We start from the raw sequence: 21,091 nt of genomic DNA on the forward strand, positions 1-21,091 counted from the left end.
CGGGTAGGGGCGGCACCGGCCGGTACGGATGAAGGCGGCAGCGGCCGGGGCCCCTCGCGGCGGCCCGTGGTTGGATGACGCCGTGCCGAACTCCCTGCTCCCCGAACCGGTCCGGCGGCTCGCCGCCTGGTGCGCCGTCGTCCTGCTGGTCACCGCGGTCCTCGCCGTCGGCGTGTGGCTGTGCATCGTCCTCCAGACCGCCGTCACGCCCGTACTGCTGGCCGTACTGGGTACGGCCCTGCTCGGGCCGATGCACCGGCGGCTGGTGGCCATGGGCGTGAACCGCTCGTCGGCCGCGGCACTGACCTGCCTGGCCGTGGTCGCCGTCGTCGGCGGGGCCTGGTACATCGTCGTCCTCGCGCTCATCGAGACCGGTGACCAGATCATCGACGCCCTGCGCCGGGCCGGCCAGACGCTCGCCGAGCACTTCGGGGCGGTGGGCACCTCGCTGGAGGACATCACCGCGAACTCCAAGGAGCTGCTGACGAAGTTCGGCGGCACGGCCGCGTCCGGCGTGGTCGCCGGGCTCAGCGTGGTGGGCTCGGTGCTGGCGATGGCCCTGCTCGCGATGGTGCTGATCTTCTTCTTCCTGCGCGACTCCGACCGGGCCGTGGGCGCGCTGCGCTCGGTCGTGCCGAGCCGTTCCGGGGACCTGATGGAGGCGATGGGGCGGCGCGCCTTCGAGGCCGTCGAGGGCTTCATGCGCGGCACCACCTTCGTGGCGCTGATCGACGGCGTGCTGATCGGAGCGGGCCTGCTGATCCTCGACGTCCCGGGCGCGCTGGGCCTGGCCGCCCTGGTCTTCGTGACCGCGTACATCCCCTACCTCGGCGCCATCCTCTCCGGCGCCGTCGCGGTCCTCGTCGCCTTCGCCGACCGCGGCTGGGCCATCGGCCTGTGGGCGCTGGGCCTGGTGCTGCTGGTCCAGATGATCGAGGGGTACGTGCTGCAGCCCGTGGTGCAGAGCCGCACGGTGCAGATGCATCCGGCCGTGGTGATGCTGGCCATCACCGCCGGGGCGAGCGTCGCGGGCATCCTCGGCATGCTCCTCGCGGTACCGCTGACGGCGGCGCTCTTCGGCGTGATCTCGGAGCTCCGCGACCGGTACGCCGAGACGGAGGCGGGGGCGAAGCCGGGAGCGGCGGAGGCGCCGCCGCCCGCGGACCCCGCCTGACGGCTCGCCGACATGACGCCACGGGCCGCGCCCCCCTCCCCGGGGGCGCGGCCCGTGGCGTCGCATTGTCGACGTCAGTCCTCGTCGGCCTGGCCCGCGCCACGGTGGCCGAGGCCCGTGCGGGCGGTGGTGGGGATGCGGCCGAGCCGGCCCGCCTGGAAGTCGTCGAAGGCCTGCTGGAGCTCGTGCTTGCTGTTCATGACGAACGGCCCGTAGTGCGCCATCGGCTCCCGGATCGGACGCCCGCCGAGGAGGACGATCTCCAGGTCGGGGGCGTTGGAGTCCTGCGACTCGTCCGCCCGCACCGTGAGCGATCCGCCCTCGCCGAAGACGGCCGTCTGCCCGGTGTGCAGGGGGCGGCGGTCCTCGCCGACCGTGCCGCGCCCGGCCATCACGTACGCCAGGGCGTTGAAGTCCTCGCGCCACGGCAGGGTGATCTGCGCTCCCGGCGCGACGGTCGCGTGGATCATCGTGATGGGCGTGTGGGTGATGCCGGGGCCCTCGTGGCCGTCGAGCTCACCCGCGATGACGCGGAGCAGGGAGCCGCCGTCCGGGGTGGACAGCAGGGTGACCTTGCCGCCGCCGATGTCCTGGTAGCGCGGGGGCATCATCTTGTCGGAGGCCGGCAGGTTCACCCACAGCTGGAGGCCGTGGAAGAGCCCGCCGCTGACGACGAGGGACTCCGGCGGGGCCTCGATGTGCAGCAGGCCCGAACCGGCGGTCATCCACTGGGTGTCGCCGCCGTTGATGACCCCGCCGCCGCCGTTGCTGTCCTGGTGGACGAAGGTTCCGTCGATCAGGTACGTGACGGTCTCGAAGCCGCGGTGCGGATGCCAGGGGGTGCCCTTCGGCTCACCCGGCGCGTACTCCACCTCGCCCATCTGGTCCATCATGATGAACGGGTCGAGGTACTGGTAGTTGATCCCGGCGAACGCGCGACGCACCGGGAATCCCTCACCCTCGAACCCACTCGGAGCGGAGACGACGGCCAGCACCTTGCGCGGGACGACCGCCTGCGGCTCGGCCACACGCGGAAGCGTCAACGGATTCTCAACAGTCACTGCGGGCATGGTCAGGACCTCCTTCTGCTCCGAGTTTAGTTGAAACTCGAACTTTCTGCCACACCCCCAGAACAGGATGGCCCCCACGGGCATTCCCCCCATGCCCGCCGCGCCCCGAGGGGCGGTCCCGCCGTGATCCACACCACGGTCAACTTGATAGAACTGATGTCCAAGACGGCACCGCCATCTCGATGCACACCGCGGGGGAGACGATGGGTTTTGACGAGGAATGGGCCCAACTGCGCAGCGATGCCGCAGCACGTCAGGGCCCCGACATGCGCCTGAACCAGCTCGCCCCGGCAGCCGGCGGAGGGGGTGCGCCCGACTTCGGCACCGACGCGGCCCAGAAGAAGCTGGCGTCCGGAAAGCTGTCCGGCGAGGTCAGGACGCAGACCGACAACGCGGGGAAGAAGGCGGACGAGGAGACCACCGCCGCGATCACCGCCTTCTCGGGCTGGGACACGGCGGCGGGGCTGAAGACGGTCGAAACGACCTGGGACAACCAGGTCAAGAACCTGCTGGGCCGCCTGGCCACGGAGTCCCGGAACCTGAGCCGGACGCGGAGCATGTTCCTCACCCAGGACTTCGAGATGTACAGCGACTTCCGAATGCTGAAGCCGTCCGGTTCCAACGACACGAACGGCTGAGGGAAGCGATAGCACGTGGGACTCACGTACAAGAAGGTCATGGCGACCAGCTACGACAAGCTCACCGCCTCCGCCAAGGCGTGGGACGACATGGCCGCCGAATTCAAGAAGGCCGAATCGGCCTACGCGAGTGCCACCCGGGGGCTCTCTTCCCAGACGAACTGGACCGGCATAGCCCAGGGCAACGCCTCCTTGAACTTCGCGGGCACCCAGTACGAGTACGCGGCCGCCCAGGCTCAGGCGAAGGCCGTCGCGAACCTGCTGCGGGATGCCCACGGACAGTTCACGGAGCTGAAGCAGAGGCTTGAGTCGCTGGTCGCGGACGCCCGCAAGGACCATATGACGGTCGACGACGAGGGCAACGTCCGCCCCGACATGACTCAGAAGGAACGCTACGCCTACGTCCACGACCCCGACGGCCAGGCTCTGCTCGCGCAGTACAACAAGGCCGCGAACAGCTGGGCCGACCAGATCAAGAAGTACGTCAAGGCGTTCGAGGACGCCGACGCCGGTGTGAAGATGGCCCTTGAGGCCGCCGTGAAGGACAGCAACAAGGACGCCTTCACAGGCAAGGACGCCACATTCAACGGCTTCAACGCGGGCGCCAAGAGCGACATCGAGAAATACGAGCTGGAGTACGCCAAGGACGTGGCCACCCGGCTCAACAGCGGCGAGAAGGTCTCGAACGCCGATGTCGAAGGACTCAACCGCGTTCTTCGGGACAACGGCAACACGGCCTTCAAGCACCACACGGAATTCGGCCGGGACTTCGTCTCGGTCCTGGGCGCCGAGGGGACGATCAAGCTCTCGAACACGCTCAACAACGTGGCACACTCCGGCGACTCCGGCCGCAAGGGCCTCTACGGCGACACCAACAAGGCGCTGGCGAACACGCTGTCCAACGCGACACAGATGGTCTTCGTCGAAGGGCAGAAGAACCCCGCCTACGGCACCAAGGAGTACCAGCAGGCGTTCGAGAAGTGGTCGAAGACCCCCGACGCGAAGTTCTACAACGACTTCATGTCCGACCTGAAGAAGGCGGGCCTGGACAAGTTCGACCTCGACGTCGCGGCCGACAAGGCGCCCATGACCCGGGGTCAGGGCCAGGAGATCCGCGGCTACCAGGGACTGGTCACCCTCATGCAGCAGGGCGGCGGCTACTCGCCGCAGTTCCTCGGCGACCTCACCGACCAGATGATCGACGCCGAGAAGAAGGACAAGGACGTCTGGGACCTGTACGGCCAGTTCGAGGGCAAGAAGGACGGCTGGTTCGCCAACGACCCCGTCGACGGAACACTGGGGATCATCAGCCGCGACCCCGCGACGGCGACCGGATATCTCGACCCGGCGGCCGACGGCGACAAGAACCGCCTGGAGTACCTGCTGACGAAACGCGACTGGAACACCGTCAACACCGTGGACTACAACGTCCACGAGGTCGCCGGCACGGACAACGTCGACAAGGACGCCCGGGCCGGCCTGGGCCTCGCCCTCGAAGCCGCCACCACGGGACGTCCACCGGGATCGCCGGGCGAGGAACTCGGCCGCCACAGCGAGGCCGAGGCCCGCATCATGCACGACACGATCAACCTGCTCGACTACGGCAGCGCCACCGGCAGGGGCGGCGACGACTCGAAGGCGAACGGCGACAACCTGCTCAAGGAGCCGGGCTACGCGAGCATGCGCGGCTCGCTCGGGAGAGCACTGGCCTCGTACACGCCGGACATGGTGGACACGATCGTCGGCGACGGCACCATGAGCGGCCGGCCCGGTTCCGATTCTGACGGAAGCGACTCCCGGATCCAGAACAGCCGGAGCAGCATGCTCCGCATCATGCGCGGCGTCTCCGAGGACCCCGAGAACTTCTTCCTCCTGCACGAGGCCGAGCGCCGCTACACGGCACATCAGCTCACCACACAGGACCTGTCCGATCCCGAGGCCGTCAAGAACCTCGCCGCGAAGATCGGCGAGGCCAACGGCGCGTACAACGCGCTTGGCGGGGACGTGCAGTTGGGCGAGCGGGATTCCGACCTGAGTAGTGCCGCCGACCAGCGCGTCTACGGCTACCACGTCATCGGCGGTGCCGTCACCGGCATCCCGGTCGTCGGCGACATGGCCCAGCGAGTCGTCGACGGTTACTGGAACGAGTGGCTCAAGGGCGTCACCGCAGAACAGGGCCTGTTGGCCCGGGACCGCATCAGCTCCGGCAACGACGCCGCCCGGGACGACCTCAACCAGATCTTCGCCAGCTGGGGCACGCAGACGCGGCAGTCGGACGCCCTGATCGAAGCTGCCCAGCGAGAAGCACTCCAGAGCTACACGAGCGGGCGCGAGAGCGCCTACGACGCACTGCGGGAACGGAAGTAGTCCATGGCCATACGCACACGAGGTACCCGCCCCGGGCAGGCGGTCGCCGTACTGGCTGCGGCGGTCGCCCTGGCCGGCTGCGCCGGGCTGCTCACCTGGTGGAACACCGATGCCCTGGGTCCGGACCGCTTCTGCGCCGGCGCCCTCACCTCGTCCGAGGCGGGCTCCGTGCTCTCCGGCCCCGGCCGGATCGTCCAGCAGAACCTGCAGGACTGGTCGGACCCGTACTACGCGTTCTCGTGCAAGGTACAGCGCACGAACAAGTTCCTGAGCGACGACCAGCCCAGTCTGGAAGCCGAGCTGTCCTTCGACGGCGCAGACTTCGCCTGGGCCGGCTCCGCGCTGTGGAAGGACGCCTCCGCCTTCTCCTACTTCGTCGGTGGGGCGACCGGTGCGGCCTCCGAGACGCAGGCATGGGTCCTGCTTCCGGTCGGCTGCCCCGGCGCGGTGCGGCCCAACTCCAAGGAATCCGAGGTCCCGGTCCTCAAGGTGAACCTCACACAGGGCCGCACCACGCCCGAGGCGCTCGCCCGTGTGGCGATGTCCGGGGCCCGGCACGTGGCCGACGGCCTGGGCTGCAAGGACACGGGCGCCTTGAAGGACCCCGCCCGCCTGCAGGGGCCGGCCGGTGCGCCGAAGCCCACCGACCCGGCCAACGCATGCGGCATTCCGGGGTTCCGGCTGCCGGAAGCGGCTCTGGTCCAGGGCAAGGCGGAGCAGGGCACGGAGCGCGTCACCGGCAAGGAGTCCCGAACCCGGGTGTGCAGTCTCGACCTGAAGGGGCCCACAGCACCGCGGATCGACTTCGCGGTCAGCGACGACCCCGTGGTGACTCAGGGGGTACGCCAGGACAAGGCTGCCACCCGCGAGCGCAGCCGGACCGTCATCACCTGCAAAGACGGCGACCTGTACCTGGGAATGAGCCGCAACGACGCCTACAGGGACCTGCTCCTCGACGAGGGAATGGACAGGGCGTCGCAGGCCCGCACGGCACTGTTCGAAGCGTTCGCCAACGCCGTGACCACGGAGCGCGGCTGCGGGACGCCGAAGAGCTGATGATCGACACGCGGCCTGGCCGGCTTCCCGCTGTCTCCGTCTGCGCTCTCCAAAGGGGCGGTTCCGTGCCGGTCCGCGACGTGTGATCGACTGCCGCCCGTCCACCGTTGCCCATGAGAGGGATACATGACCGCCGACGCGCAGCGCCCTGACTCGCCCGACACCGCGACCGCCGTACCGGAGCGCTCCGAGGAGCAGCGGCAGGCAGGCCGTATGGAGGGGTGGTCGATCGCGTGGATGCTCCTGGCCCTGGTGATCTGGGGCTGGTTCGGCTTCCTGATGCTCGCCGACTACGGACCCGAGTACGGGGGCAGGCCCGAGTGCCGGGGCCCGCTGGTCGGCCCGCTCTCCGAGGACAGGGCGTGCCGCGACGCGCTGCGCGAGTGGCCCGCCCTGCTCGGCATCCTCGCGCTGGCGGTCCTCGCGACCGTCGTCGCGGCGGCGACGACGGTGTACGCCAAGGTCCTCACCCGCCTGTCAGGCCGCGAGTGGCCCGGCGCGCGGCCGCAGGACTGAGTCCGCGGCCGCGCCCGGGACCGTCAGCCGGTCACGGCCCGACGATGCGCAGCGAGTTGTAGGGCGTGAGGTCCACGTCGCGGTACGACCACGGCGCGATGGTGATGTCGCAGTTGGTGCCGTTGGCGTTGCGGCAGAGGTGGACGTACCAGCCGGGCGTCTGGTTGTTGAACACGCGCTTCACCCCGTACTGGTTGTAGAAGGGGTGGTTGCCCCGCGTGAAGTACTCCGCGGGCCAGCCGTTCCAGTTCGCACCCCCGTAGATGCACCCGGCGCCGTAGGAGCAGTTCGCGTAGGTGTCGCCCGCGGCCGCCGCGCCGGCCGGTGACGCCGTCAGGACCCCCGTGCCCAGCGCCATCACCCCCGTGGCCACGACCGCCGCGAGCTTCGTGCGTAAGGACGTACGTGACATCGCACTCTCCCCTTCGATAGGAGCGGGTTCTCCCGCACCACCGATACTGCGGATCCCGCGGGCCGGCCGCGATGCTTTCGGGCGTCGCCGAAAGCTTCACCCTCCGCTGTGCAGGAGGTCCGCGCCGAGGCCCGTCACCGAGTGCAGGACCGCCTTGCCGTCGCGCTCGGTGGTGATCAGGCCCGCCGCGCGCAGGGTGCGGGTGTGCTCCGAGACCGAGGGGAGGCTGATGTCGAGGTCCCGGGCCAGCTCGCTGGTCGTGCGCCGCTGCACCAGCCGCTGGAGCACCGCCGCCCGGGTCCGGCCCAGCAGCGCGTCCAGCGCGCCGTCGGCCCAGCCGGGGGAGGTCAGCGGCAGCGGGGTCATCGCCGGGTAGAGCAGGACGTGCGGGCCGTCGGGGTGCTCGGCTACCAGCGGGCGGCCCGTCCAGAACGGCGAGGGCATCAGGATCAGGCCGCGCCCGCCGAGGCGGACCTCGTAGTGCGGCGGCCGGGCCACCTCGAAGACGGTCCCCGACCAGCCGGCCGCGGGGTGCGTGCCGGCCAGGCACGCCCTGATGCCGTGGGTGGCCAGCAGCCGGGTGCGCCAGGCGACGTCCGCCTGGAAGGACTGCCGGATCCGGGACCAGTACGGGGCCACCACGCTGTCGTGGGCCGCGGTGAGCGCGCCGCCGAGCTGGTTCCACGCCTCGCGGTCGCGGCCCCACAGCGCGCGCAGCCAGGAATCGGGCCCGGGCGCCCTGGCGACGGCGCGGGCGAGCTGTTCGCCGGTCAGCAGCGGCGCGGCATCCCGAACGGCGGCCAGGCCCTCCTCCAGGGTCCGGGCGTACGGCTCGACGAACTGCGGGTTGTCACCGTCCGGGCGCAGCAGGTCCAGCAGGGGACGCACCTGTGGGGGGAGCTCCTGGCCGACGCCTGCCCGCCAGCGGCCGAAGACGGCCGCCTCGTCGGTGCGCTGCCAGGCCACCAGTGCCATCGCCAGCTCCACCATGGGGAGCGGCGCGTCGGCGAAGGTGACGTTGAACAGGTCCTCGGCCGTGAAGTGCACTCTCAGCATCGCGCCCCCCGGTGCCACGCCGTACGGCGTTGGGATCAGCCGTACATGCGGCGCATGGCGAAGTCGACCATCTGCTCGACGGCCTTCGCGTCGAAGACCATGCGGTGGTCGCCCTCCATGTCGAGGACGAAGCCGTAGCCGGTCGGCAGCAGGTCGATCACCTCGGCGCCGGTGATCACGAAGTACTTGGACTCCTTGCCGGCGTAGCGGCGCAGCTCCTTGAGCGTGGTGAACATGGGGATGACCGGCTGCTGCGTGTTGTGCAGCGCCAGGAACCCGGGGGTGTCGCCGCGGGGGCAGTACACCTTCGAGGTCGCGAAGACCTGCTGGAAGTCCTCGGCGGACATGGACCCCGTGGTGAAGGCCCGTACGGCGTCCGCGAGGGAGGGCGGGGACGGCTCGGGGTACAGCGGCGGTGCCTGCCCGTAGCCCTGCTGGGGCTGCTGAGGGGCGTACTGCTGCTGGGCGCCCGGATTCTGGTCGTAGCCGTACATGCGGCCCACCCTACCGAGCGGCCGCGCACATACCGGCCGGTACCGGCCAGTCCCCTCCCGGGGGGTGCGGTCAGGAGGCCCTGAGGGCCGCTACGAAGGACCCCCAGGCCGCGGCGCCGATCATGAGCAACCCTGCGGGTCAGAGGAAGGGCAGCCGTACGCGGGTCGAGCTCACCGATCCCGACCCGCACCCGTGGCCCGTACCGCGGCCGGCGGGCGAGGGCGACGAAGCGGGGCGCGCCCTCGCCCTGCTCGACGCGCCGGCGCTGCGCCGAGGCGTCACGCAGGGGCGCGGCACCAGGCCGGTGTGGTGCGAGCTTGACCCTGGTCACAGTCGTCACGGAAGGGTTGCCGTTATTACCGGCGGGTAGCATCATGTTGTTACCGATTGGTATGTACGAGGAACCTGTCTCCCCGAGCCTTAACGGAGCCGTAGCCATGGGGCACTACAAGTCGAATCTCCGCGACATCGAGTTCAACCTCTTCGAGGTGCTCGGCCGCGACCAGCACTACGGCACCGGTCCGTTCGAGGAGATGGACACCGAGACCGCCAAGAGCGTCCTGTCCGAGATAGCCCGCCTCGCCGAGAACGAGCTGGCCGAGTCCTTCGCGGACGCCGACCGCAACCCGCCCGTCTTCGACCCGGAGACGAACACGGCGCCGGTCCCGGCCTCGTTCAAGAAGAGCTACAAGGCCTTCATGGACTCCGAGTACTGGCGTCTGGGCATCCCGGAGGAGATCGGCGGCACCGTCTCCCCGCGCTCCCTCGTCTGGGCCTACGCGGAGCTGCTGCTCGGCTCGAACCCGGCCGTGTGGATGTACTCCTCCGGCCCGGCCTTCGCCGGCGTCCTCCACGAGGAGGGCAACGAGGCGCAGAAGAAGATCGCGCAGATCGCCGTCGAGAAGCGCTGGGGCTCCACCATGGTCCTCACCGAGCCGGACGCCGGCTCGGACGTGGGCGCCGGCCGCACCAAGGCCATCCAGCAGGAGGACGGCTCCTGGCACATCGAGGGCGTGAAGCGCTTCATCACCTCCGGTGAGCACGACATGGAGGAGAACATCCTCCACTACGTCCTCGCCCGCCCCGAGGGCCACGGCCCGGGCACCAAGGGCCTGTCCCTCTTCCTCGTCCCGAAGTTCCACTTCGACTGGGAGACCGGCGAGCTGGGCGAGCGCAACGGCGTCTACGCCACGAACGTCGAGCACAAGATGGGCCTCAAGGCCTCCAACACCTGCGAGATGACCTTCGGCGACCAGCACCCCGCCAAGGGCTGGCTGATCGGCGACAAGCACGACGGCATCCGCCAGATGTTCATGATCATCGAGTTCGCGCGCATGATGGTCGGCACGAAGGCCATCGCCACCCTCTCCACCGGCTACCTCAACGCGCTGGAGTACGCCAAGGAGCGCGTGCAGGGCCCGGACCTGGCCAACTTCATGGACAAGACCGCGCCCAAGGTCACCATCACGCACCACCCCGACGTGCGCCGCTCCCTGATGACGCAGAAGGCGTACGCCGAGGGCATGCGCGCCCTCGTCCTCTACACCGCGACCGTCCAGGACGAGATCCAGGTCAAGCAGGCCGCCGGCGAGGACGCCTCCTCCCTCATCGGCCTGAACGACCTGCTCCTGCCGATCGTGAAGGGCTACGGCTCGGAGAAGTCCTACGAGCAGCTCGCGCAGTCCCTGCAGACCTTCGGCGGCTCCGGCTACCTGCAGGAGTACCCGATCGAGCAGTACATCCGCGACGCCAAGATCGACACCCTCTACGAGGGCACCACGGCCATCCAGGGCCAGGACTTCTTCTTCCGGAAGATCGTCCGCGACCAGGGCGCCTCGCTGAACATCCTCTCCGAGACGATCAAGAAGTTCCTGGCCGAGGCCGTCGGCGGCGAGGAGCTGGCCGGCGCCCGCGACGCGCTCGCCAAGGCAGCCGTGGACCTGGAGGCCATCGTCGGCCAGATGATCGTCGACCTCACCGCCACCGGCGAGGACGTCAAGAACATCTACAAGGTCGGCCAGAACACCACCCGCCTGCTGATGGCCTCCGGCGACGTCGTCGTCGGATACCTCCTGCTCAAGGGTGCCGCCGTGGCCGCCGAGAAGCTGGCGACGGCCTCCGCGAAGGACGTCCCCTTCTACACCGGCAAGATCGCCGCCGCGAAGTTCTTCGCCGCCGAGGTCCTCCCGGGCGTCTCGGTCCAGCGCCAGCTGGCCGAGGCCGTCGACAACTCCATCATGGAGCTCGACGAGGCCGCCTTCTAAGGACGCGCCACCCGCGCAGCACTCCTGCGCCGCAACCGCACAGCGGCCGGGTCCCCCGCACAGGGACCCGGCCGCTGCCGCGTACCCGGACCCCTTCCAGGGCCCTGTACTGCGGCTTTCCCCGATGTCAGTCGTTCATGGGACGCTCGTAGGCATGAGTCCACAGGATCAGCACGGCAGCAGGGGGTACTCCGTCCCCACCGGGCGGCCGTACGCCCTCAAGGAGCTGCAGGCGAGCCTGGGCAGCCTCGGCGACCACCTGCGCGAGCTGTACGACGGCGCCCACCCCGCCGAGTACGACACCATCGCCGACGCGCTGTACGTGGCCTTCCAGACGGCCGCCGGACTGGCCCCCGCCAAGAGCTACACCGGCTGCCCCGAGCACCCCAACGGCGCCCTCGACCCCGAGGCCCCCGAAGGCTGGGGCCGCTGCCTCATCTGCAACGACCGCCGCCGCCTCGGACAGCGCCACCGCGGCGGCCCCGGCCCCGCCCCCGCCGGCGAGCAGCGCCGCCTGGGCTACCCCGTACCGGACCCCCCGTACACCCTCCACGCGCTGCGCGCCTACCTGCGCACCGTCGAGGACCAGCGGTTCCACCTGGGACTGTCCTCCCCCGCCGAGGACTTCGTCCGCATCGCCGACGACCTCCACCGCGCCTTCATCGTGGCCCGCGAACTGTCCCGCCCGCGCAACGCCTCGGGCTGCTCCGAGCACCCCGGCGCCCCCATCGACCCGGACGCACCCCCCGGCGAGGCCTGTATCTTCTGCGCCGGACGCCGACGACGTGCGCAGCGCTCCCCGCAGACCCCGGAGATGCTGCCGCGCATCCGCCGGGGCGAGCGCCGGCAGCTCCAGCGCAGGTTCGACCGGCCGCCGGGCTGAGCCGCCCGCGCAACGCGCCGGTCCGGCCATGGCGAACACCGACCCGCCCCTCGTTAAGGTGAACCACTCGGCTTCCACCCCTCCCGAGCGGGAGGGATTCCCACACTCACGCGTGAGGGTCCCTCTTGCGCCACGGACCGCCCCGACCGAGAGGAGGACTCCCCATGAGGTCTCGCCCCCGCTCCACCCTCAGCAGCACCCGGCCCGGCGGCCGGCGAACCGACCGCGGCGTTCCCCTCCCGGCCGTCGGCGGCCCCGCGGGCCGAGCGCACCGCCCGCACCGCCTGCGGCTGTCCGAACGCCCGCGACCGTTCCACGGCCCGCGGATCCGTCGGATAGAAACGGCATGTGAACGACCGCTGCGCGGCAGGAACACCCAGACCGCCGCCGCCGCGACCGATCACGATCCGCACACCAGCACAGGTCACAGCCTCACGCCGCGGCACACCGCCGCGGCGAGGCTCCGAGCCGGAAATGCGTTTCCTCACCCGGCTGAAGCCGGGGGCTTCCACACAAGGGAAATACGATGAGCTCTCCCGCCCGCTTCGATCGCGGCCACACCGACGATCTGATGACCTTCCTGACGGCCAGTCCGTCGCCGTACCACGCCGTGGCCAACGCCGCCGAACGGCTGGAGAAGGCAGGCTTCAGGCAGTTGTCGGAGACGGACGCCTGGGACTCGGGCACCGGGGGCAAGTTCGTGCTCCGCGGCGGCGCGCTCATCGCCTGGTACGTCCCCGAAGGCGCCGCGGCACACACCCCGTTCCGCATCATCGGCGCCCACACCGACTCCCCCAACCTGCGGGTCAAGCCGCTCCCCGACACGGGCTCGCAGGGCTGGCGGCAGATCGCGGTCGAGATCTACGGCGGCACCCTCCTCAACACCTGGCTGGACCGGGACCTGGGCCTGGCCGGCCGGCTGACCCTCCGCGACGGCACCGAACGCCTCGTGAACATCGACCGTGCGCTGCTGCGCGTGCCCCAACTGGCCGTGCACCTGGACCGGTCGGTGAACACCGACGGCCTCAAGCTCGACAAGCAGCGCCACATGCAGCCGATCTGGGGCCTCGGCGAGGCCCACGAGGGCGACCTCATCGCCTTCCTGGAAGAGGAAGAGGGCCTGGAACACGGCTCGGTGGCCGGCTGGGACCTGATGGTCCACTCGATCGAGCCGCCCGCCTACCTCGGCCGCGACCGCGAACTCGTGGCCGGCCCCCGCATGGACAACCTGCTGTCCGTGCACGCGGGTGTCGCCGCGCTGGCCGCCGTCACCGGCGCCGGGAAGCTCGACCACATCCCTGTGCTGGCCGCCTTCGACCACGAGGAGAACGGCTCGCAGTCGGACACCGGCGCCGACGGCCCGCTGCTGGGCAACGTGCTGGAACGTTCAGTCTTCGCACGCGGAGGCAGCTACGAGGACCGCGCACGGGCCTTCGCCGGCACCATCTGCCTGTCCTCCGACACCGGGCACGCCGTGCACCCCAACTACGGGGAGCGGCACGACCCCACGCACCACCCGAGGGCCAACGCCGGCCCGATCCTGAAGGTCAACGTCAACCAGCGCTACGCCACCGACGGCAGCGGGCGCGCGGTGTTCGCCGCCGCGTGCGAGCGGGCCGGCGTCCCCTGGCAGACGTTCGTCTCCAACAACTCGATGCCGTGCGGCACGACGATCGGCCCGATCACGGCCGCCCGCCACGGCATCCAGACCGTGGACATCGGCGTGGCGATCCTCTCCATGCACAGCGCCCGCGAACTGTGCGGCGCGGACGACCCGTACCTCCTCGCCAACGCCCTGGTGGCCTTCCTGGAGGGCTGACCCCGCAGCTCCTCCAGGAAGGCGCGTCAGGCCTCAGCCCTGGTCGTCGTCCATCCCGGCCAGGACCAGGGGCAGCCGGGCGGCGCCGTCGGCGGTGACCCGGACCGGCACGCCCCAGTCCTGCTGGTGGACGTGGCAGGCCGGGTACTCGTTGGCCGGGTCGTCGTCGCAGGACGCGGCCATCGCCGAGACGTGCAGCACGCCCTCGGTGACGGCCGGGTTCAGCTCCAGCTCCCGGAACAGGTCGGTCCCGGCGCCCTCGCCGCCCGCCAGCAGCTCCGGCGGGGTCGAGGAGACGAGAAGGCGGGTGGAGGGCCCGTAGCGGGTGTCGAGCTTCTGCCCGCTCGGGGCCTGGAAGACCACGTCCAGGCGCAGCATGCCGGGCGTTACCTCGGTGGCGGCCCGCTGGGTGCGGTGGGCGACCGCGTCCACCCGTACCGCCTCCTCCGGGAGCCGCAGCCGCGTCAGGCGGTGCCGGGCGGACTCGACGACCACGATCTCGTCGCCGACGAGCACGGCGTCGCTGGGCTCGCGCAGGTCCGTCGCCAGAGTCGAGACCTGGCCGGTGGCGGGGTCGTAGCGGCGCAGCGCGTGGTTGTAGGTGTCGCACACCGCGACCGAGCCGTCGGGCAGGGCCGTCACGCCGAGCGGGTGCTGGAGCAGGGCCTGGGCGGCGTCCCCGTCGCGGTGCCCGAAGTCGAACAGGCCGGTGCCGACGGCGGTGCTGACGGCGTACCCGGTGTCGGTGGGGTGGACGTAGCGCAGGGCGCTGGTCTCGGAGTCGGCGATCCACAGCCGGTCCCCGGCGGCGGCGAGCCCGGACGGCTGCGCGAACCAGGCCTCGGCGGCCGGGCCGTCGTGCAGCCCCTCGTTGGTGGTGCCGGCCGCGACCTCGACGGTGCCCACCTCCGGGTCCCACGTCCACAGCTGGTGGACGCCGGCCATGGCGATCCACACCCTGCCCTGCCACCATGCCACGTCCCACGGCGAGGACAGGTCCACTTCGAGGGCCGGCCCGGAGGTCGGCGAGCCCTGCCACCACTGCCGCCCGGTCCCGGCGACCGTCTCGACGGCCCCCGTCTCCAGGTCGAGGACGCGCAGCGCGTGGTTGACGGTGTCGGCGACCACCACCCGGCCGTCGGGCAGCAGGGCCAGCCCCTGCGGCTCGCTGAAGCTGTCACCGCCGAATCCGCGCTCACCGCTGCCGATGCGGCGTACGACGCTCTCCCCGTCGGCGGCCAGCTCCACCAGCTGGTGGCGGGTGGAGTCCGAGACGAGGAAGTTCCCGCTGGGCAGGAGCAGCGCCTTGCCGGGGAAGCGCAGGTCGCTCGCGACGGGCTCGGGCGCCACGTACGGCCCGTCGCCGCGCCGCAGGGTGCCCTTGGCCTCGTGCTCGGCCTCCAGCTCCTCGACCAGTTTCGCGATGGCGTGGGCGTGCCCCTCCCCGGCGTGCTGGGCGACGACGTACCCCTCGGGGTCGATCACGACGAGCGTGGGCCACGCGCGGACGGCGTACTGCTTCCAGGTGGCGAGCTCGGGGTCGTCGAGGACGGGGTGGTGCACCTCGTAGCGCTCGACGGCGTCCACGACGGCCGCATGGTCGGCCTCGTGCACGAACTTCGGCGAGTGCACACCGATGATCACGACGGTGTCGCGGTGCTTCTCCTCCAGCTCGCGCAGCTCGTCGAGGACGTGCAGGCAGTTGATGCAGCAAAATGTCCAAAAATCAACAACAACGCACTTACCTCGCAGGTCGGCGAGGGTGAGCTCTTTGCCGCCGGTGTTCAGCCAGCCGCCCTTGCCGATCAGCTCGGGGGCACGGACACGGGCACGCTTTCGGGGTGCGGGCGCGGGGGTGGGCGCCGGGGCAGCATCGTTCATCCTTCAAGCTTGCCATTCCTTCCCCACCAGCCCCACGGGTGACCGCCCCCCGCCACACGGCCGCAACGAACGGGTGTGTGGGAGCCTGGCGACGGGCGGCGAAGGAGGCTTCCGGCATGACCACCGCGCACGACTACAGCGAGGGCATCGATCCCGAACGCGCGCTGAAGTACGCCATCCAGCACCACAGCGGAGACCGCACTGAGATCGTCGAAGGGGTCATCACCAATGTGACGCCGAGCTGGGACCACGAGCGAGCGGCGAAACTCGTACGCCGCCAGATTGAAGCGAGGGTGGACGATCTCGGCTGTGTCGAAGGCTCTGGAAATCTGGATCTGCCTGGATCGGCCAACTGGTACGTTCCGGATATCGCCGTCGTACCGGAAGAACTCGCCCACCGCGGAGGTGCGCTCCTGCCCGATCAGGCCCTGCTGATCGTGGAGATCACTTCCAAGTCCAGCGCCGACACCGACCGCGTCGTGAAGCGGAGGCGGTACGCCGAGTACGGGGCGCCGCTCCATCTGCTGGTCGACCGGCTGGAGCGGTCCGTCGCCCTGTTCGCCGAGCCCGGGGGCCTGGGGTACACCAAGGTGGACGGGCCGCATCCGTTCGGGACGGTCGTCCGGCTGCCGGAGCCGTTCGGCGTCGACCTCGACACCGGTGGGCTCTAGGACCGCAGGGGCAGGCGGGCCAGGTGGCCCGTTTCCTGGGCGACGTACAGGGTTCCGTCCGGGGTGAAGGTGAGGCCGTGGGGTTCCCTGCCGGGGGTCGGGAGGGGGTGCTCCTCGATGTGGCCGTCGGGGGTGATCGCGCCGACCCGGTTCGCGCCCCACTCGGTGAACCAGCAGCGGCCGTCCGGGCCCGCCGTGATGGCGTGCGGCCGACAGGCGGGGTCGGGCAGCGGGTGTTCGGTGACCTCGCCGGCGGTGGTGATCCGGGCGATCCGTCCGACGCCGATCTCCGCGCACCACAGCGCGCCGTCGCCGCCCGCCGTGATGCCGACGGGGCCGGCGCCCGGGGTGGGCAGCGGGTGGACGGTGATCCGGCCGCCGGTGGTGATGCGGCCGACGGCGTTCGCCCGGTTGAGGGTGAACCACAGCGCACCGTCCGGGCCGGCGGTGATGAAGGAGGCGAAGGCGTCCCGCACCGACAGCGGGTGTTCGGTGACCTGGCCGGCCGGGGTGATGCGGCCGATGCGGTCGGCGCGCATGGCGGTGTACCAGAGCGCGAGCTGGTCCTGCTGGGCACGCCGCCGGACCCGCGCCTCCCGGCCGCCGCGGCGCGCACCGCCGCCCTGGCGGCCCGGGCCGGCGCCTTCTCCGGGCCCTGACCAGGCTCTGACCAGGCTCTGACCGGCTCTGCGCCGACCCTCGTCGGGCCCCCCGATCGATCCTTGCCCGGACGCCGCCGGACGCGGCCGGTAGCGTGCGGAGCATGACGGACAGCACGCCGCCGAATGGGCGGATATTCGACGCCTTGAACGCCGAAGCGGTGGGCACTGCCGCGCAGTTGAGGGAGCTGTACGAGGAGCCGGGGGAGATGGCGCGGCGCAAGGCCGTGGACAGGATCCACGAGGCCGCCCGCGCGGTCATCGGACGGTCGTCGCTGGTGTTCGTCGCGAGCGCCGGGGCGGGCGGGCACTGCGACGTGACACCGCGGGGCGGACCGCCCGGATTCGTCGCCGTGCTCGACGAGTTCACCCTCGCGATCCCCGACGCCACCGGCAACAAGCGGCTCGACACCGCCCACAACATCGTGGAGACGGGCCGGGCCGGGCTGATCTTCGTCATCCCGGGCCGGGCCACCACACTGCGCGTGAACGGGCGGGCCTGCGTCAGTGCCGACCCGCGGCTGCTGGAGCAGCTGACCGCCGTCGGCAAGCCGCCGCGCAGCGCGATCGTCGTGGAGGTGGAGGAGGCCTACCAGCACTGCCCGAAGGCGTTCCTGCGCAGCGGCGCGTGGAAGCCCGAGCAGTGGCTCGCCGAGGACGCCGCCCCCAGCTCCGCCGAGATCACCCTCGCCCACCTGGACATGCCGCATCTGACGATCGAGGACATCCGCCGCCAGGAGCGCGAGTCCCTGCTGTACCGCTACGAGTAGGCGAAGAGGGCGCTCAGGCGCGGCAGCCGGCCCGCCAGTTCGGCCGTGTCGTCGAAGTCGAAGTCCCAGGCCGGGTCCAGGGGCGGGTAGCTGATCGTGAAGGAGTCGGAGGGGAGCTCTCGGCCGGTGGCGCTCTCGTAGGCGGTCCACGCGATCGAGAGGGCGCTCTCGTCCCACAGGTCCCGGCCCCGCGCAGCCGCCTCGCGGACCGCCGGGTGGTCCGCGAGGGAGTCCGGGTCGGCCAGGGCCGCCTCGAAGACCGCCCGGCCCTGCGTGAGCAGCCAGCCGCGGAAGTAGTCGAAGCCGTCGTCCGAGCAGCCGCCGTTGATCAGGTAGGCCGCGGCCCAGAGCGGGCTGCGGTAGGACTCCGCGAGCAGGTCCCACAGCACCTGCTGGGCTGCGGCTATCTCCGCCTGGGGGCGGGCCGCGAGCAGCTGCCCCGACCGCCGCGCCACCTCGCCCTCCGTCGCGTCCGCCCCCGCGCCGGTGTCCGCCGCCGTCTCCGCCGCCGTGTCCGCGCGGGCTGTTTCGATCAGCTGCCAGAACGTCGTCTTGTCCATGGGAAGAGCCTGGCACCCGGCACTGACATCAGCCGAGGAAGGAGCGCAGGGACCGGGTGAGCGCGGCGGTGAAGGCGTCCTGGACGGGCGCGGGCAGCAGGTCGAGGGACAGGTACGGGTTGAGGTCCTCCAGCTCGACGAGGAGCAGTTCCCCGGAGGGCGCCCGGCAGGCGTCCACGCGCTGGATGCCGTGGGAGAGGGTGTTCCACTCGACGAAGGAGCGGGCGAAGGCCAGGTCCTCGCCGGTCGGCTCGTACGGGCGCAGCTCCCAGCGGCGGGCCGGGTCGGGGGCGTGGAGCGCGTACTGGAAGGCGTCGTCGACGAAGTAGAAGGACACCTCGTACGTGAAGTCGATGCGCGGCTGGATCAGCACCTCGCCGGCCGGGCCGCCGGGCGTGGCGGTGAAGGTGAGGCCGATGGAGTCGGCGCCCTGCTTCGGCTTGACGACGTACTCGGGCACCTGCGGGAGTTCGGCGAGCCGGGCCGGGTCGTCGACGGTCGGGATGACCGGGTAGCCGGCGGCCGTCAGGTCGAGGAGGTACTGCTTGCCGGCCATGTCGGCGCGGCCGGTGAGGGGGTTGTATACGGGCGTGCCGGCGGCGAGGGCGGCGGCGCGGAAGGCGTCGTACTCCTCCTGGTAGTGCAGGACCGGGCCGCTGTTGCGGACGATCACGGCGTCGAAGCCGGGCATGAGGGCGCGCGCGTCGGCGGGGTGGCACAGGGCCAGCGCGAAGTGCTCGCGCAGGCGCGAGGTGAGGAGTATGTCCTCGTCGCAGTACCGGCGGCCGCGTGCGGGGTACGCCAGGTCGGTCACGTAGAGCAGGGGCATGGGGGCAACCTATCGCGGGCACTGATGACCGCATGAAATACCTCGTACGGGACAAAATGCTGGCCATCGGGGACGACTACTGGATCGAGGACGAGGACGGGCGGCACGCCTTCCTCGTCGACGGGAAGGCGCTGCGCTTCCGGGACACGCTGGAGCTGAAGGATCCGGACGGCCGGATCCTGATCACCCTGCGGGAGAGGCTTTTCGGCTTCCGCGACGCCATGACCCTGGAGCGGGACGAGCGGCGGCTCGCGGTGATCCGCCGCAAGCGCCTCTCGCTGCTGCGCAACCACTTCCGCGTGACGCTGGTCGAGGGCACGGAGCTCGACGTCAGCGGGCGGATCCTGGACCGCGAGTTCAAGGTGGAGTACGAGGGGGAGCTGCTCGCGCTGGTCTCCCGGCAGTGGTACCGGGTGCGGGAGACGTACGCGGTGGACGTGGTCCGGGAGGACGCGGACGCGGCGCTGCTGGTCGCGGTGGCGGTGTGCGTGATCCGGATGGCCGAGAAGGAGCGGGAGGACGACGCGCCGGGCGGCTGAGTACGCGCCCGGCGGAGATGAGCATCCGCGCTCATGCCGGGGCGGCGGGCCGGCGGCGAGGATCGTGGACGTCCGGCAGAGCACGGCACGGACGTCCGGCAGAGCACGGCACGACGGAAGGAACCCACGGTGAACCCCAGCACCCATGCGGCCCTGTACGGTCCGTGGCGGCCCGCCAGGCCCGCACGCCGGGAACGGCCCGCCGTCGTCGCGCTCGCCGGCCTGCTGTGGGCGGTCACCGCCCTCTCGGTCGCCTGGACCGGCGGCCTCGCCTGCGTCGCGCTGCTCTGGACCGCCGCGGCCGGGGAGCCCGCCGTCGGCCTGGTCGCACCGCTCCTCCTGATCCCGGCGGGCGCCGCCGGGATCACCGCCCTGGCCCGCGCGCCCCGGGTCCGCGACCTGGCCGCGTCCACGCGGATGCTCCTCCTCGGCGCGGTGGCGTGCCCCGTTCCGACCGCCCTCGCGGTCTGGCTCTGGGCCGTGACCGGCTGACCGGCCGCCGGGCTCCCGCAGGGCCCCGGGCGGGCGGGCGTCAGCGGCCCAGGCGGCGGTCCTTGAGGGCCGGGAACTGCGCGCGGGTCTCGGCGACCCTGGCCGGGTCCAGTTCCACGGTCAGGACCTCCTCGCCCGGGCCGGCCTCCGCCAGGACCTCGCCCCACGGGTCCGCGACCAGGCTGTGGCCCGCCTGTTCGACCCCGGCGTGGGTGCCGGCCAGCCCGCACGCCAGGACGTAGGACTGGTCCTCCACGGCACGCGCCCGGCTCAGCAGCGTCCAGTGCGCGCGGCGGCGCGCGGGCCAGCCGGCGGCGACGACCATCGTGGTCGCGCCGGCGTCGACCAGGCCCCGGAACAGCTCGGGAAAGCGCAGGTCGTAGCAGGTGGCGATGCCGAGGGTCTGCTCCGGCAGCTGCACCGTGGTGAGGGAGTCGCCCGCGGACATGAGGACGGCCTCGCCCTGGTCGAAGCCGAAGCGGTGGATCTTGCGGTAGGTGGCGGCCAGCTCGCCGGCCGGGGAGAGGACCAGGGCGGTGTTGTAGAGGGATCCGTCACCCGCGCGCTCCACTACCGAGCCTGCGTGCAGCCAGACGCCGGCGTCGCGCGCCGCCTTGGACATGGCCTCGTAGGTCGGTCCGTCCAGCGGCTCGGCCTCGGTCTCGAACTGCTCGTAGGCGAACGCGCCGACCGTCCACAGCTCGGGCAGCACGACGAGATCGGACTCGTCCTGATCCCGTACGAGATCGGCCGCGCGGGCGCGCCGGGAAGACACCGACTCGCCCTCGTTCACTGCGATTTGGATCAGCGAGGCGCGCACACTACCACCGTCCTGGCGTTCAAGCCGTCAACTCGGGCCTACGAATCGTCACACGAAAGCACTGCCGGGGTGCTCACAGGCAGCGTAGTTTTGGAAACTGAGTCCACCGCTTCCGAAACG

At 71.2% G+C, this 21,091-nt stretch carries 21 protein-coding genes; 12 read left to right on the forward strand and 9 right to left on the reverse strand.

The features are described 5' to 3' along the window. The first annotated feature begins 28 nt into the window (after positions 1–28). Positions 29–1,174 (forward strand): AI-2E family transporter, encoded by a 1,146-nt coding sequence (locus tag BSL84_RS17335; RefSeq protein ID WP_075970691.1) that lies wholly within the window; start codon positions 29–31, stop codon positions 1,172–1,174. A gap of 74 nt (positions 1,175–1,248) precedes the next feature. Here the strand turns inward: BSL84_RS17335 and BSL84_RS17340 are convergent, their stop codons facing one another. After that, positions 1,249–2,244 carry a pirin family protein gene (locus tag BSL84_RS17340; RefSeq protein ID WP_030026352.1) on the reverse strand — a complete coding sequence of 332 codons (996 nt, stop codon included), beginning with the start codon at positions 2,242–2,244 and terminating at the stop codon, positions 1,249–1,251. 203 nt (positions 2,245–2,447) lie between these two features. Here BSL84_RS17340 and BSL84_RS17345 point away from each other — a divergent pair, with 203 nt between their 5' ends. The 4 genes from BSL84_RS17345 (at position 2,448) to BSL84_RS17360 (ending at position 6,821) form a co-directional block, all read left to right on the forward strand. After that, positions 2,448–2,882, forward strand: coding sequence for a hypothetical protein (locus BSL84_RS17345; RefSeq protein WP_030026353.1), 435 nt, complete (start codon positions 2,448–2,450; stop codon positions 2,880–2,882). A gap of 15 nt (positions 2,883–2,897) precedes the next feature. Then, positions 2,898–5,249 (forward strand): hypothetical protein, encoded by a 2,352-nt coding sequence (locus BSL84_RS17350; protein ID WP_234363477.1) that lies wholly within the window; start codon positions 2,898–2,900, stop codon positions 5,247–5,249. Positions 5,250–5,252: 3 nt separating this feature from the next. Further along, on the forward strand, positions 5,253–6,305 hold the full coding sequence (locus tag BSL84_RS17355) for a hypothetical protein (RefSeq protein ID WP_075970692.1): 1,053 nt from the start codon (positions 5,253–5,255) through the stop codon (positions 6,303–6,305). A 126-nt stretch (positions 6,306–6,431) separates the two neighbouring features. Next, positions 6,432–6,821 (forward strand): hypothetical protein, encoded by a 390-nt coding sequence (locus tag BSL84_RS17360; protein ID WP_075970693.1) that lies wholly within the window; start codon positions 6,432–6,434, stop codon positions 6,819–6,821. Between the two features lie 31 nt (positions 6,822–6,852). Here the strand turns inward: BSL84_RS17360 and BSL84_RS17365 are convergent, their stop codons facing one another. From BSL84_RS17365 to BSL84_RS17375, 3 genes are all read right to left on the reverse strand, one after another. Next, entirely contained in the window at positions 6,853–7,233 is a 381-nt protein-coding gene (locus BSL84_RS17365) for a hypothetical protein (protein ID WP_030026357.1), read from the reverse strand. A 96-nt stretch (positions 7,234–7,329) separates the two neighbouring features. Next, positions 7,330–8,289 (reverse strand): ArsR/SmtB family transcription factor, encoded by a 960-nt coding sequence (locus BSL84_RS17370; protein WP_075970694.1) that lies wholly within the window; start codon positions 8,287–8,289, stop codon positions 7,330–7,332. A gap of 35 nt (positions 8,290–8,324) precedes the next feature. After that, positions 8,325–8,783: an SseB family protein gene (locus tag BSL84_RS17375; RefSeq protein ID WP_030026359.1), complete on the reverse strand. Its 459-nt coding sequence runs from the start codon at positions 8,781–8,783 to the stop codon at positions 8,325–8,327. A gap of 438 nt (positions 8,784–9,221) precedes the next feature. On the opposite strand from BSL84_RS17375, the gene BSL84_RS17380 reads away from it, so the two are divergent. The 3 genes from BSL84_RS17380 to BSL84_RS17390 all read left to right on the forward strand — a co-directional run bounded on the left by BSL84_RS17380 (position 9,222) and on the right by BSL84_RS17390 (position 13,750). Next, the gene (locus BSL84_RS17380) at positions 9,222–11,048 is read left to right on the forward strand and encodes an acyl-CoA dehydrogenase (protein ID WP_030026360.1); all 1,827 of its coding nucleotides are present in this window, start codon (positions 9,222–9,224) and stop codon (positions 11,046–11,048) included. Between the two features lie 154 nt (positions 11,049–11,202). Beyond that, a complete protein-coding gene (locus tag BSL84_RS17385; protein WP_030026361.1) occupies positions 11,203–11,931 on the forward strand; it encodes a hypothetical protein in 729 nt (242 codons plus the stop codon). A 526-nt stretch (positions 11,932–12,457) separates the two neighbouring features. Next, positions 12,458–13,750, forward strand: a complete 1,293-nt coding sequence (locus BSL84_RS17390) for a M18 family aminopeptidase (protein ID WP_075970695.1) — start codon at positions 12,458–12,460, stop codon at positions 13,748–13,750. Positions 13,751–13,783: 33 nt separating this feature from the next. Here the strand turns inward: BSL84_RS17390 and BSL84_RS17395 are convergent, their stop codons facing one another. Next, complete coding sequence (locus tag BSL84_RS17395; protein ID WP_075970696.1) at positions 13,784–15,631, reverse strand: NHL domain-containing thioredoxin family protein; 1,848 nt, start codon at positions 15,629–15,631, stop codon at positions 13,784–13,786. 116 nt (positions 15,632–15,747) lie between these two features. On the opposite strand from BSL84_RS17395, the gene BSL84_RS17400 reads away from it, so the two are divergent. Next, on the forward strand, positions 15,748–16,302 hold the full coding sequence (locus tag BSL84_RS17400) for a Uma2 family endonuclease (RefSeq protein WP_075970697.1): 555 nt from the start codon (positions 15,748–15,750) through the stop codon (positions 16,300–16,302). On the opposite strand, the gene BSL84_RS17405 is transcribed toward BSL84_RS17400, so the two are convergent. Further along, entirely contained in the window at positions 16,299–16,841 is a 543-nt protein-coding gene (locus BSL84_RS17405; protein WP_199838730.1) for a hypothetical protein, read from the reverse strand. The genes BSL84_RS17400 and BSL84_RS17405 overlap by 4 nt on opposite strands. A gap of 224 nt (positions 16,842–17,065) precedes the next feature. Between BSL84_RS17405 and BSL84_RS17410 the strand changes: the two genes are divergently transcribed. Continuing rightward, positions 17,066–17,731: an MSMEG_1061 family FMN-dependent PPOX-type flavoprotein gene (locus BSL84_RS17410; protein ID WP_075970698.1), complete on the forward strand. Its 666-nt coding sequence runs from the start codon at positions 17,066–17,068 to the stop codon at positions 17,729–17,731. Here BSL84_RS17410 and BSL84_RS17415 read toward each other — a convergent pair. Both BSL84_RS17415 and BSL84_RS17420 read right to left on the reverse strand, forming a co-directional pair. Next, positions 17,722–18,291, reverse strand: a complete 570-nt coding sequence (locus BSL84_RS17415; RefSeq protein WP_075970699.1) for a DUF4240 domain-containing protein — start codon at positions 18,289–18,291, stop codon at positions 17,722–17,724. The two genes, BSL84_RS17410 and BSL84_RS17415, sit on opposite strands and share 10 nt — an antisense overlap. A 28-nt stretch (positions 18,292–18,319) precedes the next feature. Then, positions 18,320–19,120: a hypothetical protein gene (locus tag BSL84_RS17420; RefSeq protein ID WP_030031510.1), complete on the reverse strand. Its 801-nt coding sequence runs from the start codon at positions 19,118–19,120 to the stop codon at positions 18,320–18,322. Positions 19,121–19,152: 32 nt separating this feature from the next. Here BSL84_RS17420 and BSL84_RS17425 point away from each other — a divergent pair, with 32 nt between their 5' ends. Then, entirely contained in the window at positions 19,153–19,659 is a 507-nt protein-coding gene (locus BSL84_RS17425) for an LURP-one-related/scramblase family protein (protein WP_030031511.1), read from the forward strand. A gap of 129 nt (positions 19,660–19,788) precedes the next feature. Beyond that, on the forward strand, positions 19,789–20,151 hold the full coding sequence (locus BSL84_RS17430; RefSeq protein ID WP_045324428.1) for a hypothetical protein: 363 nt from the start codon (positions 19,789–19,791) through the stop codon (positions 20,149–20,151). Between the two features lie 40 nt (positions 20,152–20,191). Here BSL84_RS17430 and BSL84_RS17435 read toward each other — a convergent pair whose 3' ends face one another. Continuing rightward, complete coding sequence (locus BSL84_RS17435) at positions 20,192–20,971, reverse strand: carbon-nitrogen family hydrolase (protein WP_030031735.1); 780 nt, start codon at positions 20,969–20,971, stop codon at positions 20,192–20,194. Positions 20,972–21,091 lie beyond the last annotated feature (120 nt).

Source organism: Streptomyces sp. TN58, from assembly GCF_001941845.1.
Taxonomy (GTDB): Bacteria; Actinomycetota; Actinomycetes; order Streptomycetales; family Streptomycetaceae; genus Streptomyces.